The 15262-nt window shown below is 43.4% G+C and carries 13 protein-coding genes; 3 read left to right on the plus strand and 10 right to left on the minus strand.

Going from position 1 to position 15262, the window contains the following annotated elements; all coding sequences use genetic code 11:
- Window positions 1-18 precede the first annotated feature (18 nt).
- From HII16_RS01190 to HII16_RS01200, 4 genes are all read right to left on the minus strand, one after another.
- Window positions 19-447 carry a hotdog domain-containing protein gene (locus HII16_RS01190; RefSeq protein ID WP_169126701.1) on the minus strand — a complete coding sequence of 143 codons (429 nt, stop codon included), beginning with the start codon at window positions 445-447 and terminating at the stop codon, window positions 19-21.
- A gap of 100 nt (window positions 448-547) precedes the next feature.
- Window positions 548-1093: a hypothetical protein gene (locus tag HII16_RS16730; RefSeq protein ID WP_211183356.1), complete on the minus strand. Its 546-nt coding sequence runs from the start codon at window positions 1091-1093 to the stop codon at window positions 548-550.
- Window positions 1063-1458 (minus strand): alpha/beta fold hydrolase, encoded by a 396-nt coding sequence (locus HII16_RS16735; RefSeq protein ID WP_211183357.1) that lies wholly within the window; start codon window positions 1456-1458, stop codon window positions 1063-1065. Before HII16_RS16735 ends, HII16_RS16730 begins: the two co-directional genes overlap by 31 nt.
- An 86-nt stretch (window positions 1459-1544) precedes the next feature.
- Window positions 1545-2519, minus strand: coding sequence for a MipA/OmpV family protein (locus tag HII16_RS01200; RefSeq protein ID WP_169126703.1), 975 nt, complete (start codon window positions 2517-2519; stop codon window positions 1545-1547).
- A 153-nt stretch (window positions 2520-2672) separates the two neighbouring features.
- Between HII16_RS01200 and HII16_RS01205 the strand changes: the two genes are divergently transcribed.
- The gene (locus HII16_RS01205; protein WP_169126705.1) at window positions 2673-3200 is read left to right on the plus strand and encodes an NAD(P)H-dependent oxidoreductase; all 528 of its coding nucleotides are present in this window, start codon (window positions 2673-2675) and stop codon (window positions 3198-3200) included.
- Between the two features lie 26 nt (window positions 3201-3226).
- On the opposite strand, the gene HII16_RS01210 is transcribed toward HII16_RS01205, so the two are convergent.
- Entirely contained in the window at window positions 3227-4237 is a 1011-nt protein-coding gene (locus tag HII16_RS01210) for an oxidoreductase family protein (protein WP_169126707.1), read from the minus strand.
- Between the two features lie 173 nt (window positions 4238-4410).
- Window positions 4411-5298 carry a LysR family transcriptional regulator gene (locus tag HII16_RS01215; RefSeq protein ID WP_169126709.1) on the minus strand — a complete coding sequence of 296 codons (888 nt, stop codon included), beginning with the start codon at window positions 5296-5298 and terminating at the stop codon, window positions 4411-4413.
- Window positions 5299-5684: 386 nt separating this feature from the next.
- On the opposite strand from HII16_RS01215, the gene HII16_RS01220 reads away from it, so the two are divergent.
- Complete coding sequence (locus tag HII16_RS01220) at window positions 5685-6212, plus strand: hypothetical protein (RefSeq protein WP_169126711.1); 528 nt, start codon at window positions 5685-5687, stop codon at window positions 6210-6212.
- Window positions 6213-6263: 51 nt separating this feature from the next.
- Here HII16_RS01220 and HII16_RS01225 read toward each other — a convergent pair whose 3' ends face one another.
- Genes HII16_RS01225 through HII16_RS01240 form a run of 4 tightly spaced genes read right to left on the minus strand, consistent with a single transcriptional unit; the run spans window position 6264 to window position 9401 of the window.
- Window positions 6264-7463 carry an ATP-binding protein gene (locus tag HII16_RS01225; protein ID WP_169126713.1) on the minus strand — a complete coding sequence of 400 codons (1200 nt, stop codon included), beginning with the start codon at window positions 7461-7463 and terminating at the stop codon, window positions 6264-6266.
- Window position 7464: 1 nt separating this feature from the next.
- Window positions 7465-8151, minus strand: a complete 687-nt coding sequence (locus HII16_RS01230) for a response regulator transcription factor (RefSeq protein WP_169126715.1) — start codon at window positions 8149-8151, stop codon at window positions 7465-7467.
- 27 nt (window positions 8152-8178) lie between these two features.
- A complete protein-coding gene (locus HII16_RS01235; protein ID WP_169126717.1) occupies window positions 8179-8598 on the minus strand; it encodes a DUF3019 domain-containing protein in 420 nt (139 codons plus the stop codon).
- Complete coding sequence (locus HII16_RS01240) at window positions 8598-9401, minus strand: MipA/OmpV family protein (protein WP_169126719.1); 804 nt, start codon at window positions 9399-9401, stop codon at window positions 8598-8600. The genes HII16_RS01235 and HII16_RS01240 overlap by 1 nt, the downstream gene beginning before the upstream one ends.
- Before the next feature lie 427 nt (window positions 9402-9828).
- Between HII16_RS01240 and HII16_RS17010 the strand changes: the two genes are divergently transcribed.
- The gene (locus HII16_RS17010; protein WP_169126721.1) at window positions 9829-15174 is read left to right on the plus strand and encodes a S8 family serine peptidase; all 5346 of its coding nucleotides are present in this window, start codon (window positions 9829-9831) and stop codon (window positions 15172-15174) included.
- The last annotated feature ends 88 nt before the right edge of the window (window positions 15175-15262 follow it).

Genomic DNA, 15262 nt, shown 5'->3' on the forward strand with positions numbered 1-15262 from the left:
TGAGGTTAATATTAAAAGTTACTCTGGTTGACCACCAAGTAAGTTCAATGAACGCAGCTCACGCTCGGTTTGACCAATCAATTCATCTTCGGTTTTGCCATGCGCAATAGGTTGACGCGTTTGTGGGTCGACCTGAACAAAAACAATATCATCGGCTAGACAAATGGTCTTTTTGGTGGCTTTATTGCGCACCAAACACGTCACCGTGATAGAGGTGCGACCAACCGCTTTCGTGGCTAAACCAAACTCGACAACATCACCTTGCAACGCTGGTGACTGAAAGCTTATTTCACCAATATGTTTGGTCACTAGGCAATTGGTTTCTAATTGACAAATAGCGTAAATTGCCGCTTCTTCATCAATCCATTCCAATGCTCTACCACCAAACAACGAGTTGGCGTAATTAAGATCGTTAGGCATAACCAAACGACGAGACAAAAAGCGCATAGCGACTCCAATAACTAATAAAATACAGCGAAAAATCGGCTGCGAATTATACGGACTTTTATAAGTGTAGGCTACATCTGCCTATAAATAATGGCAGCAATTAATGTTGCTTAAGCCAATTTAACAACATCGGAAAATGATCATCGACCGCAAGTCGATGGGTGAGAATATCATTGTGATCATAATCGACCATATTGCCGTTTTGTTTTGACAACAAAGAGAACTTAGCATTCTCGTTTCGACATTCATCGATAAAGCGTTGCACATCACCGCGATAACCTAACACCAAGTCTTTGATACCGGTGAGATGCCATGTTGGAGGCCAGCGCGTATGTTCGGCGGCCGAGCCATAATCAAAGCCATCTCGAGGATCAATCCATGAGCCTTTATTGACCCAAGCAATGCACTCATCCAGCGACATTTTTGATTCGCTATCAGCGCCAATTCCTAGTCGTTTTGCATCAAAAAAGCCATGCCGCTTTGCCATCATTGGTGCAAAACGATTCCAAACTAGATTGACCTTAAACCACTTTTCAAAACTGCGTCGATAGATACTGCGTTTGGTACCAAAACAGACATTGCTTCTGACTTTATCCAAATAGTGTGGGTGGCGAATCAATAGACTGGCCAGTAATACCCCCCCCATGAATGACAAATAAGATGCATCGGCTGTCGGCTGCGCTCGAAAATAAAATCAATACAGGCAGGAATGTCTTGGTTAATGGTTTCAAACTGGCCATAGTCTGAACTGGCACTCATGGTCGGTTTACTTTTTCCACGGCCACGCATGTCCATGACGTAAACATCAAAACCTTGTTTGGCTAAAAAACACGCCAAACCTTTGCCGGATTCGGTATAAAAAATGCGGCCATTTTCAATCGCACCATGCACCATAAATATCGGTGTGGCAATGGCATCTTTGTTTACATGACTGGCGCGAATATGGCGCAAATGAATCTGTTGTCCCTGACTTTCAACATACAAGGACGCCTGCTCTGGCACTAAAGACATAGATTGCTTTAATTAAATACTGGTATGACCAGATTGTAGCGCGTTATCAATGAGCATTAAAGCTTTTGTGATGAAAACCTTTGTAATTACTTCACTTTTTCTTCGGAGCTAAACAATGTCCATTTAACACCAAGCGCGATGGCGTAGGTAAATTCATCCTGATACAACGCACTGTTTTTGTTTTCAGCACCATGCCAAAAGCCCAATTGCGCGCCGACAAAAATCATCAATTCAGGGTTGATCATTACTCGGTTAGCAATTGACACTTTGGAGCCAAGGTAACCCGCGTCACTTTCATAAAACGGCCTATCTGGACGCGCATATTGCTCTTGCACATCGTAAAAATATTGTTGAGTTTTATCCGTGGTGAACGTAGGAGCAACACTAAAGAAAAATCGTGAGTCGTCAAAGAAAAGGTTATCTAAGGTGAAGGCAAATTCAGGTTGGAAAACGTAGCCGCGATGATTGATGCGCTCAAAATCTGTAGAGAATACCGAGCGTAATTGCAAATTCAGCCACAACTCAGCTTTGTCGACTGTCGGCTTACCTTTTGCCACTGAATCACTGTTACTTGCAGTACCAAAATCCGATAATAAAAAGCTCGCTTCCGGACCAATTTCAAACATAAAGTCTAAGTCTGGCATACCATCTCGAATCTTCGACTCATCAGAATCTGCGTTAAATGCGCCACCAATACTGACATCTAATTTGAAGGTTTCTTTTTCTACTGCGACCGCTTTGACAATCGATTCATCACCGATACGAATAACTTCACCACGGTAAATTAAAAACGGTACTGGCAAAAACTTATTTTGATAATCTTCAGCGGCTGGATAAATTGGACCTCGAAACGCGGCACTGAACAAACCCGCTTCCCAAAGAGGCTTATCTTCGGTCACATCCACAGACAAGGCACTGCCCTGATTGGCGAGACTGATGGTAGATAGAAGGCTCATACAAGCGGCAACACATACCGAACAAATTGCTGAAATTGATTTCATGAACGATGACTTATTATTATGACTTGAGTTATCTACTGCTGCTGAGAGGTTGATGATCATTCTTTCGCTTTAAAAGTACATTAGGTCAAATTTGAAGCGCCATTATTCGATTTAATCGAACGTGATTTTCTATATTAACCGCTATTCACAGACAACGTTTTCAATCATCATACCCTACATCAACGCCGAATCAATTTGCTTTAAGGAATTATTATGAAAATTATCGCGCTAGCAGCTACATCAAGCTCAAAATCTATTAACAAACAATTGGTGACCTACGCCGCAAATTTGGTCGAAGGCGCAACGGTAGAAGTTATCGACATCAATGATTATGAACTGCCTCTGTTTAGTGAAGATAGAGAAGCCAAACTTGGTAAACCTGAACTGGCTCAAGCATTCTTTAACAAGTTAGGCAGTGGCGATGCGATTATGATTTCTTACGCTGAACATAATGGTAGCTACACCGCGGCCTTCAAAAACTTATTTGATTGGACTTCACGCATCAATATGAAAGTCTACCAAAATAAAAAAATGATCCTTTTAGCCAGCTCACCAGGCCCAGGCGGTGCGCAAAGTGTGTTAGCGAGCGCAAGCAACTCGGCGCCTTATTTTGATGGCGATGTCAAAGGCACATTTTCATTACCAAGCTTTTACGATAACTTTGATATGCAAGCTGGAAAAATCAATGATGACGAGTTAGCCACAGCGCTATACAAAACCGTTAACCAATTGAATCAATAGCTTGCAATGGGTCAAGTTTCAAGGGGTCAGAGTTGTTGAAATTTCAACAACTCTGACCCCTTGAAATATTTAAGTGCTTGTTCGGTTTTGTTCAACATAAATCGATTTAGCTTGGTGTGTTGCGGCGACCATCCCGCTAAAAAACGGTGGAAATCGGCCCAACACAGATCGTACAAATCACGCCACTCTCGTTCTACTTGCACCCCATCAATATCGAGTTGATAGTGCGCCATCGCAAGCTGTAAATCCTCAAAATACTGGTCTAATAAATCATTATGGTGTTGCTGTAAACCTCGTTCATCAAGGCAACTGGTAAAAAAATACATAACATCTTTTACGCCGACGCCAAGGCCTGGGTATTGAAAGTCCACGGCAGCCACTTGTTGTCCATTAACATGAAAACAAAAGTTGGCGATTTTTGCATCACCATGGACAATCGTTTGATAGCGGGCCGTATTTAGCGCATTGTCGATAGCCACCGCGCTCTGATGTAATAAACCGGATTCCATGGCCTGTAACTCGTCTTGGCGAGTCGCCAAATGCCAATAACAACCGATAGGCCATAACTGGTTGCTGAAAATGGATTGGCGCTCAATTAAGGCAAGACCTTTCGCATGGAAAAACGCTAGCCAGCGCAAGCAGAGCGTTATTGCATCGATGTTGTCATCCATACGTCGCACGACATAGCCAGATGCGTCCAAGTCCTCTAATAGCAGCGCCATACTCGGTAACTCACCAATACACTCGTGCATGCGGGCAACTCGACAATGTTGATCAAGCAACGGCGCTATATATTGATAAAAAGCACGTTCCACTTGATACGATTTTAGCTTTCTTAGGTGCGAGGTTTGGGTGTTCCAGCCTCTTGGGTGAAAAACCTGTTGTGGTAACTCGACTTTTTTAATAACCATTGAGGTATTGTTGCGCGGATTGCTGTACCGGGCTATCTCACCATAACCACTCCATAGTGACTGGATATGCTCATGCTCAGTTAAGCCTGCTTGATTTAAGTATCTAGATAGCGTTGATTGTGACATTAATTACCCGTTGCAATGGCAAAATAAAGTGAAAGGAAAAGTAAAAACGACGGTGAAATCATATCATCGGCTAGGCGCGGACTAAAGATTAACCGCACAATTTGGAGATATGAATACTACGGGTAATATAGGCGTGTAAGCTAAAGGTGAATCCGTAAAAACCATTATTGCAATTAAAGACCTAACTGCAAACGAGGCTGAATAAACTCTATAAAGACGGCAATGCGTTTTGATAATGACGTGGCTTTATAGAACACCGCGTTAACCTGCTCACGCTCCGTACCGGCGATTCTATGCTTGGATAGAACGGACATCAGTCGACCATCAGCGACGTCGTCACGGATCATAAATGCTGACATGCAAGCGATGCCATTGCCCGCAAGAGCTAACAATCGCAGCGTTTCGCCACTACTGGCAGTAATGCTAGGCTCGATTTCTTTAAGACCTTTTAGTGGCCATTGATTTAACACGCGGTTATCGTTAAAACCAAGCAGATCATGACCGTTTAAATCTACGACATGAGCGGGTACACCACGTTTAGCAAGATACTCTGGACTCGCGACAAGATGCAATGGGCTTTTCCCTAGAGGACGAGCATATAAGCTTGACTCTTGTAATTTACCAATGCGAATCGCTAAATCGATGCGCTTTTCAAGTAAATCAACGTAGCCCTCATTAGAGGTTAACTGCAATTTTATCGCTGGATAATGCTGTTGAAACTCCTGCACTAAGGGCACCAATTGGTGAAACACGAAAGGGCTAGCCGCATCGACTCGTAATACGCCAGATGGCAACTCTCCCTTATAGAGCAACTCCTCTTCCGCTTCTTGTAGTGTATATAACCCCTGCCTGACACGTTCAACAAAAAGTCGACCTTCTTCAGTCAGTTCAACACGACGAGTGCTGCGATTTAACAAGGTGGTATTTAATTGCGTTTCAATCTTGGCAACGGAGCGCGACACTTTGGCAACTTGCATATCCAGTACTTTCGCAGCAGCAGAAAAACCTCCCGCGTCAACGACAGTGAGTAATATATGTAAATTATCAGAGCGGGTGATCATGACAAATCAAACCATATGTGTTTTATAACGTCTGTTGTCTACTACCATAGTATTTTGCTGTCAAATCGCAACCTAGTATGCCTGCACCAAGCAAGCTACAACGTATTCAATCATGAACCACATATCGACTGGTAAAGTGACCACGATGTACAACCGCTGCGGTATATCAATGAGCATAAAAAGACATTACCCAGCAATAACTGCATTGCCAAACATTGGCTAGCGTTACCCACCATTAGCGAGCATCGACATACATCATCAATTACAGTTTGTTAACACTTATTACGTTTTGATAACAGTATTTAGCGCAGCGACAACATACTATACGCCTGTTAAAAAACCTTTTGCCTCGCAATAGCAGTCTCATAAAACAATAAAGGAAGATCATGAAAAAACCATTACTCGCCGCATCACTGTTGGCGCTAAGTACCTCTGTATTTGCCGAAAACATCGCGCAACTTTCGCTCCCAGATACCAACCTGCCTGAAGGGGATGTTAAAGGCGCTCGTCTGGCGACACTATGGGGTAAGACAGATAACGTTAAAGGCTTCGAAATCGCCTTATTTGGCCTAGCTGAAAGCAATAACTTTAGCGGCTTACATATTGGCCTTTATGGTGCACAGCGTGTTCGCAATGACTTTACAGGTGTTGCTTTGTCTATCGCCAACTGGCACGACAATAACGCCACCGGCGGTGTATTGGGCGTGGTAAATTATACTAAAAACAACATAACCGGTGCCCAGTTAGGTTTAGTTAATTACGCAGGAACCTTAAACGGCTTACAGTTTGGTTTGATTAATGCCACGACTCGCATCAATAAAGGTGTGCAGATTGGTCTAATTAACTACGATGAGTCAGGTACCTTTGTCGATAAAAACCTTAAGGTATTCCCTATTATCAATGCTCGTTTCTAGTCAGTGACGGGTTGAAATAAGAGCCTAGCCGACGAAAAAAATCAATGTCGTCTAGGCTTTATTAGGCCAAACCAAACTGATTTTAGCCCCTTGTAACTGCTCACAATTGGTTAATTCAACATGGCCTTGGTGCCAAATCATGATCTTGCGGACAATGTACAAGCCAAGACCAAAACCGGTTTTCTCGCCACCGGCTTGTTGTTTACGAATAAACGGTTGAATAAGCTTATAGGCTTCTTTACCAACACCTGGCCCATCATCTGCTACCGTTAAATGACATAATCCATCCTCAATATGCAATTGCACCGAGATGGTATGTTGAGCATAGCGAATGGCATTGTTAATCAAATTTTGCAACGCCCGCGCCATTGCCGGTTGATCAAAATAGACCTGCGCTGCAGTAGAGCGAAATACGATATCAATACCATGCTTTTGATAACTAAACTTGTCGGCAATCTCAGCAAAAAAATCATCGACGTTATGTAACTGTTTATCCGCCATGACCTGATCATGTTCAAGTCGTTCAAACGACAGATACTCAGCCATCAATTGCTCTATTTCCTGCACATCTTTGACCAAGCGTTGGCGATGTTCACTGGCGATATCTTTGGCAACAATCTCGCTCAAAAACTTCAATCTTGCCAGTGGCGTACGAATTTCATGGGCAATGGTTCGAGACAAATCTTGGTGCATTTTGACACTGGCACTGATTTGATGAGACATTTTTTCAAAGGTTTTGGCGAGCGGATATATATTTGAATTGGCCTTAATACCCGTATTAAGGCTGTCGATGTGCTGACCAAATTGTAAGGCACTTTTCTGCAACCGACTTAAATCGCGAAACAATGGCCAAATAAAACTTAACACCAATATCGCCAGTGCCGAATAGAACATAATGATCAGGTAAAAACCATCTTCATCTTGTGCAATAAACTGCTTATCTATTGGCCCATAGCGCAATAACTGGCCTTGCGAATTTTTTTGATAAAAATAATGCTGCTGTTGATCATCGACCAGTTGAATAACGCGTCCAGAGCTGAGCTCTTGTTGCAAATTATTCGGTAAGGCAATGCTACTTGTTGAGATGATATCCACCTCAGTGTTTTTTGACTCTTGAAAAACTTGTTCGATATCAATTTGATAGTTCGTGCCACTATCGACAACATTATGATAAAGCTGATTAAATAAATAGATAATCAAGCAAGCAAACAACACGATTAACGCGTATAAGCGGGTAAACTGAGACAGCACGTTAGCCTCCGTAACTCAGCATATAACCTTTACCACGAATCGCCCGAATCGAAATTGAATCGACACCTAGAGCCATTAACTTTTTACGCATACGGGAAATAATCAAATCAATGGCGCGGTCAAGACCGTCGTATTCACGGCCAATAATTTTATGGAACAATTCATCTCGAGGCAGCACTTGTTGGTGGTGTTTTGCCATCAGATAGAGCACATCGAATTCTTGAATAGTTAGCGACACGACATCACCGTCATAATATAAGGTCTTTTGTTTGTCATCGAGCACAAGTTCCCCTAAGCGAAGCTGAGTGCTGAGTTGCGGTTTACTGCGTCGTAACTGAGCTTTTATGCGGGCCAGCAAAATAGCGGGGTCAACTGGCTTGACAACATAATCAACGGCGCCTAATTCTAGACCATAAATCTGGTCCTTATCTTCATCCAATGCGGTAAAGAAAATCACCGGACATTCGACGCGATCCCGTAAATTATTAAATAAATCAAAACCACTGATATCTGGCAGCATAACATCGCAAATAATGATGTCGAATTGCTGTATATTGAACAGCATATCGACCTCTTCGCCACTGCTAACATGGGTCACATCACACTGATTAGCTCGCAAATATTGGCAAATTAAGCTGGCTAAAGGCAGATCATCTTCAATCAACAGTAATTTACATAACTGAGTCATTGTCATACCTTGAAACTGAGGTTTGCATTAAAAAATACTCCAGCCATAACGTCGCTTCTTACGTTTGCCTACATAGGTTGCGACTTTAAACAGCGCCCTAGCAATAATAAGACTGCGCGTTGTATCTTCTACCAATATGGTAGCCGTTTTTTCCGTTACCATTGGGAAATTAAATTGCTTTGCTTGATGTTTGACATAGCATTGGCGGGTTTGCGGTTGGTGTTCGACGAAGACACAAAAGCGCTCAGGTAACTGACCAATTAACGACATGGTGATTTGTTTTTGGCAATTCCCTTGCTCTGCGGCCATAACACATACCGACGGTGTCAAAGTCAGTTCAGCTTGAATAAACTCCGGCGACTTAGCTTTCGCAACATGAGATACCAACACCGCTGAGAACAGCAATGTGGTGCGATACGTTGTTGTGATTGACAGCCCAAGACTCATCAGAAGCTATACCTCACGCCAATGAAGCTCGTTTGGTAATTGTTGTCTTCAACTAACAAGCTTTTGCTGATGTTATTCCCTAAATGGGTATGCTTGAAAAAGCCCGTTAGCGACAAATAGTCAGTGAGCGGTACATCAAGCTCAACTTTGTAATAATGGTTATGACTTTGGCCGCCTGTATAGAAATCTTTTATACCACCAAGAAATGCCAACTCTTTATCTTGAAATTGATAGTAGTAGCGCACCAAATCGTCACTTTTAATGACCTTGCCCGCCTCGAAGTAGATATTAAACCATTTGGTTTCGATGCCGCGGCCAAGGCTAAAGTGAATTTCATAACCATGGTGGACAGCGGTGAGATCATGAAAGTAACCGAGTCGTGTTTCAAAATAGTCATTGAACACACTGACACTTATGCCGCCTAAGTAGGAAATGTCGCGTTCGACCGGTTTGAAAACTTCGCCACCATCAATAGGAAATCGACTTGGATTAAAACCAAGTGCATCGATAACCGTCAGGTCTTCTTGTTCTTCAAAATGATGAAATAAGCCATCTTCGTTAAGAAGGCCGACTAAGTCGACGATAACATCGTCAGATTCCAGTAAACTGTAGCCAAGTGTCGTCCCTTCCCAAAAGAAACGTTCGCCATAATAGCTGATCGAAGGAAAGACATTGGTATCAATATCTTTAAGATTTACAACGGGGTTTTCAATTTGACCTTGACCGGCAAAAATGGAGAAGGTCCACTTATCGGTCTCAACTTGCTCAACAGCACTTACCGTCGTTGGCAAGCAGAGCAACATAAGGACAAAACATAATCTAAACAACGTATACAACATCAACTACGCAAAATAATAAATAAAACAGACTGAATTGAGCCGATAATAACAAGTTTTAACAAAAATAAACACCAACGTACAAAAAGCTACAATTCGTCACTTTAACAACAATTCACCACATTTTCCTATTAATAACAAGACGTTCAAACACGTTTACAACTCGTCTGCCCAGTTGGAATTGCTTTTGTACAGTTGTCCGCGATCACCATAAAGAACCTTGGCCATCAATAGTTTAGCGAACTAAAAGCGAGCAATTAGCGTTGCCTTTTTGTACAAAACGCTACAACAAATATCGAGCATCCTAGTATTTTTGAGCGTTATATTCGAGCTTCCATATTGGCGGCAAACGTCAATATTGCACAATAAAAATATAACAATTATGGAAGTTCTAATGAAAAGAAGTATGCTTTTTAGCGCTGTTGCCACTGCACTGTATAGTGTTGGTGTCGCGCAAGCTGCTGATCTTGGTGGACAGGAGGTCGGTAAGTTAACCGCGCCAAACGTTACCACTGAGCAAATCCAGCAGTTCCAAAAACAGCTTGTAAATAATCCAGCATCAATGATGCAAAATGATGGCCTGAATGTTCAGGTTAACTTACAAGGCACTAAATTCGTTGAAGAAGAGTTAATAACTGGTGAGCAGGTGTATTTTGTACGTTTGCATGCCAATGCCGTGTCTGCACAAGCAAAAGACAGCAACTCTAGCTTGCACTCAGCTTTAGTTGCCAATGGTACACAAAAACTTTACCAACACGGTAAAGCCAGTGTACAAGCAGTTGCAGATTATGAAAATCAGTTACTTGCCTATCAACAACATGTACTAAGTAGCATTGAAAGTGTTGCCGGTAAAGTTGAGGTCAGACAACAGTTTACCAAAGCGATGAATGGTTTCTCTGTAACCATGACACCAATGCAAGCACGTCGCATTGCTGACCTATCAAATGTTGCCTCGGTAATGCGCTCGAAAAACTATGATTTACTGTCAGATACAGGCCCTGAGCATATAGGTTCAGGTAAAGTGTGGGACGGTACAGCACCACTTGATGGCATGAGCTACAAAGGTGAAGGCCAAGTCGTGGCAATCATTGATACCGGTATCAACTCTGATCACCCTTCATTTGCCGATATCGGCGATGACGGCTATGACCACACCAACCCTTGGGGTGAAGGCGTATACGTAGGTAACTGTGCTGATCCTGAAGTATCTGAGCTGGTTAACTGTAATGACAAATTAATCGGTATGCGCAGCTACAGTTCGATCACAGATAACTTTGAAGCAATGCGCCCAGGCTGGCCGGCTATTGCTGAAGACTATCAAGGTCACGGTTCACACGTTGCAGCAACCGCTGCAGGTAACGTGTTGTATGACGTAGATATGCTGCTTCCAGAAGCCGGTGAAAACGCCGATGGTATCGTATTAAAAGAAGACCTATTCCCTGTTGTTTCTGGCGTTGCACCTCACGCTAACATCATTGCCTATCAGGTTTGTAACCCGACTAATGATCAAGGCTACCGCGGTTGTCCTGGTGAAGCGCTAGTTGCTGGTATTGAAGATGCTATTGCTGATGGTGTTGATGTTATCAACTTCTCAATCGGTGGTGCTGACTCAAATGTATGGGCTGACCCAGTGCAACTTGCATTCCTTTCTGCCCGTGAAGCAGGCATCAGTGTTGCCGCTGCTGCCGGTAACTCAGGCCAAGCTTGTGGCGCTGAATGTTTTGGCGTTCTAGATAACTCTTCACCTTGGTTAGCACAAGTTGCTGCAACCACGCACGGTCGTGAAATCGCCGTTGATACCGCTATTGATTACGCCGGTTTTATCGATGAATCACTTGGTTCAGAGCTACCGAGCTGGTCAGAAACTGGTTTAGTTGGTGGTGCAATTAACGATACTGAGCTTACTGGTGTTGTTGTTTGGGCTAAAGATTACGCCGACATCAACGGTACAAAAGACTACAACGGATATTGTGTTGACGAATACCCAGTCGGTACTTTTGATAACTTTAAAGATGGTACCGCGATCTCTGGTGCTGCCGAAGGTACAACCAATGTTATCGTTGTTTGTCAGCGTCACGATCCTGCCGATCCAAACGCCAATGCACGTACTGCAAAAGTAGCTAACGTTCAAGCTGGTGGCGCCGATGGCTTCATCATGTTTAACCGTAACCAAAGCCAAGGCACTGTACCAACCAAGTATGACCTGCCTAGCGTTCATTTTACATACGAGCAATGGAACGGTAAGTACTACAGTTACAACAACCCTGAAAACACTGATGGTTTAGAAGATTGGATTGATTCTTATTCTGAAAAAGGTCATATGATCACCATCAAAGAAACCGTTATTGAGCGTCGTGTCGACCCTGCTAATGCGGATTTCTTAGCAACCTTCTCATCACGTGGCCCGTCATTCCAAAACATTGAAACCTTAGCGCCGACTATGTCCGCACCGGGTGTTAATATTATGGCGGCATACTCAGATGAGCAACCGTTTACAGCGACTCCGTTTGGTCAAGACTTTGCTGCTATCAGTGGTACCTCAATGGCATCACCGCATGTTGCCGGTGCGATGGCGTTGTTGCGTCAAGCACAACCTGATTGGTCAGCCTCTGAAATTCAATCAGCATTGTCGATGACAGCCGATGACGTGGTGCAATATCACCGTCTTAACAACTCTTCTGATCTAGTAGGACATGCACAAATATACCGTGCAGGTGCTGGTCGTATTAACGTTGCTAACGCTGTAAAGGCGGGCTTGGTTATGGACGAAACCGCTGAAAACTTTATGGCGGCAAACCCATTCAACGGTGGTACTCCTCACAAGCTGAATATGCCTAACTTGGTAGACTTTAGCTGTGCCCCTGAGTGTCAGTGGATCCGTACCGTAAAAGCAACTCGCGACGGTAGCTGGACAGTTAGCAACGATGACGTATTGAACTGGAACTTTGATATGAAAAATCAAAGTGCTCAAAACGGTGTCAATATTGATGTAACGCCACGTGAGTTCACACTAAAAGCTGGTGAAACCCAAACCATCGTTGTCAAAGCGTCAATTATGGATACCCAAGATTGGTTCAGTAATTCTGAAGTTGAATTACACTCAAAACTAATCTTCACCCCAGATAATGCCGATATTCCTGAAGCTCACTGGCCGGTAGTATTCAAATATGACCGTGGTGAATTACCATCACGCTTATCTGCAATGGCTCATCGAGATCAAGGTACTTACCAGGTCAACGACGTAACTTTGCCATACGCTGAAACGCCGTACTCTCGCGTTTACCAACCAGTAAAAGCCGATAAGCAACGCATCGTTCTACCGAAGGACAACGACGGTTACTTCCCGTGGAGTTCAAGTGCAGATATGTCTATCGACATGGCTGAGCGCCTTGATGAAGCAACCTTTACTACCTATATCGATGTACCTGAAAATGCCAAGCGATTGATTGTTGAATCATTAGGTACAATTGAGTCGCCTGCAAATGGTACCTTTGATAAAGGTAATGTGTTGGTTTACGTAGGTAAAGACTACAACGGTAATGGTGAAGCCGATTTGTTTGAAGAATTGTTATGTGTGTCAAACCACATCATGTACAACAACTTCTGTAACATCAACAACCCTGAACCAGGCCAATACTGGGCTGTTTTTTATAACAGCAAAAAGAACGGTACCTTTAATGAAGTTGAAGAAACATTCGACGTATCTACTGCGGTAGTTACGGGTGATGTTGCTGATAACATGAGCATGGAAACACCTACAAGTGATGGTGAGCAAACGGTTAACCTAACGGTTAACTGGGATATGCCAATGGAAGAAGGTGATATCTACTACACCACGCTTGATATTGGTACATCACAAGTGAATGCTGGTAACTTGGGCAATATTCCATTCAAGCTAATTCGTGGCAAGAATGACGTAACTTTAGACGTTCCTCAAGACAAAGCCTTAGCAGGTCAAACCGTTCCTTATACCTTTGCAGTATTACCGAACGCCTCAGGTGCTGATCGTCCATTTAGCATTACTGCCAAAATCCCAGAAGGATTACGCATTAAGGTTGAGGATGTTCTAGCGTCAAATGACAGTGTTTCTGACATAAGCATTGACGGTGATATGCTAACCATCTCTGGTATTCAAGCTGATACCAGCATGATGACGCCCGGTTATGCGATGACCACAAATTTGACTGACGCTATGTGTCGTACACCAAATTTTGGTAATTCTACTCCAGGCGGTTATGTCGACTTGTCTGAATTTGGTATCCCACCGCTATTCGGTGGTTTCGACGAGCGCAAACAACCAGATTATCGCTCAGGTACCATTTTGCCAACAGAACTGGTATTCAATGGCGGCACAGATACTTACCATCTGTTCAATAACCTTGACCAGTTAAATGCAGATAACAAAGTTATGGGCATCCGTTCAAATGGTTTCGTTGATTTGTGGGGCCAACCAAACTTTTGGGCAGACTTCCGTCCATTCCCATACGATTCATTCCCTTATGAAGGTATTGGCGTGCTATGGCGTGGTTGGGGTCCAGACAGTGACGGCAACTGGAACAACGACTTCTTCGCAACCGAGTTGTCTGCTAATTCCGGTGTAAGTATTGCAAGTACCGGTACCTGGAGCATCATCGAGTGGGATAATGCCTCAGATTATACCGACCCTGTATACGATCGTATGACTCGCAGCTACAGCTGGACCAAAGCCGACAACAGCTTTGACTTTGAGATGATTATCCACAAGGATACACGCTTCGGCAAAGGTCAATACGAAATGTACATGGCTTACGACAACATCGATTTTGGTAGCTATGACGACCGTGGTTCAATTGGTCTACAAGGCTTTAAAGGTCCAATTTATAACCGTGGTCCACTGTCTGCGTACCTAGGTGCTGAATACAGTTTTAACAACCTTTCAGAAAATGTCTCTGACGACCTGGTTGTTTGTTATGACTATGTTGGGCCTGAGTCGTCACAGTTTGAAGTGACAGCTTGGTTTGACGTTGCTGCATCAGCCGCTGGTAGCGTGTTGGTATTTGACGCCGTATCAAGTGTTGAAGGCATGCAAGATATTGAATTGACTCATACGCTTGAAGTAGCTGGTAACCTAACGATTGGTGCACTAGACGACATGGAAACTGATCGTAAAGTCGCTGTAAGCTTCCCTGTTTACTACGCAGACGAAGAAAACTCAGTGAACGAAATCAGTGCTTCAGGTGAAGGTATCGAGTACTCAATTGAATCACACGAATCAGGTTCAATTATTACCATCACGCCACTGCAAAACTTCATTGGTGAAACAGAAGTAACAGTAACCGTTGCTGATGTTGAAAATCCAAATGATGATGCCAGCGCAAGCTTTATGCTTACTGTAAACGGTAAGAATACAGCGCCTAAAGCAGAAGTCGTTACAGAAGTTGAAGATAACACCACAGTTTACCTTGATGCCTCAGACTCAACTGACGTTGACGGTGACAACCTAACCTACCTATGGGAAGGTCCGGGTGAGATTAACAACCCTGAATGGGTAGTGACTGAAGTAACAGGTTTGAGTGCTGGGACTCATACCTTTACGCTAACCATCAGTGATGGTATCGAAACAACTGTATTAGAAGTTGAAGTCGAGATCGAAGCTGAGCAAAACAACCTACAAGAGAAATCAGACGATGATGGCTCATCAGGTGGTGCGCTTTACTTCTTACTATTATTGCTTCCGTTAGCAATGCGCCGTAAAGCATAACGCTTTGTGCAAAACGGCTGCGCTTATTCTCCCTTAAGCGCAGTCAACTGAAAAGGCCGATGTGACAGTCACATCGGCCTTTTTTATT

Source organism: Thalassotalea sp. Y01 (assembly GCF_012932945.1).
Classification (GTDB): domain Bacteria; phylum Pseudomonadota; class Gammaproteobacteria; order Enterobacterales; family Alteromonadaceae; genus Thalassotalea_A.

Coding starts and splice junctions, on each gene's coding strand:
- HII16_RS01200 (WP_169126703.1), bottom strand. CDS start 2,519: ATGATCATCAACCTCTCAGCAGCAGTAGATAACTCAAGTCATAATAAT.
- HII16_RS16735 (WP_211183357.1), bottom strand. CDS start 1,458: ATGTCTTTAGTGCCAGAGCAGGCGTCCTTGTATGTTGAAAGTCAGGGA.
- HII16_RS17010 (WP_169126721.1), top strand. CDS start 9,829: ATGAAAAGAAGTATGCTTTTTAGCGCTGTTGCCACTGCACTGTATAGT.
- HII16_RS01220 (WP_169126711.1), top strand. CDS start 5,685: ATGAAAAAACCATTACTCGCCGCATCACTGTTGGCGCTAAGTACCTCT.
- HII16_RS01215 (WP_169126709.1), bottom strand. CDS start 5,298: ATGATCACCCGCTCTGATAATTTACATATATTACTCACTGTCGTTGAC.
- HII16_RS01235 (WP_169126717.1), bottom strand. CDS start 8,598: ATGAGTCTTGGGCTGTCAATCACAACAACGTATCGCACCACATTGCTG.
- HII16_RS16730 (WP_211183356.1), bottom strand. CDS start 1,093: ATGGGGGGGGTATTACTGGCCAGTCTATTGATTCGCCACCCACACTAT.
- HII16_RS01190 (WP_169126701.1), bottom strand. CDS start 447: ATGCGCTTTTTGTCTCGTCGTTTGGTTATGCCTAACGATCTTAATTAC.
- HII16_RS01205 (WP_169126705.1), top strand. CDS start 2,673: ATGAAAATTATCGCGCTAGCAGCTACATCAAGCTCAAAATCTATTAAC.
- HII16_RS01240 (WP_169126719.1), bottom strand. CDS start 9,401: ATGTTGCTCTGCTTGCCAACGACGGTAAGTGCTGTTGAGCAAGTTGAG.
- HII16_RS01210 (WP_169126707.1), bottom strand. CDS start 4,237: ATGTCACAATCAACGCTATCTAGATACTTAAATCAAGCAGGCTTAACT.
- HII16_RS01230 (WP_169126715.1), bottom strand. CDS start 8,151: ATGACTCAGTTATGTAAATTACTGTTGATTGAAGATGATCTGCCTTTA.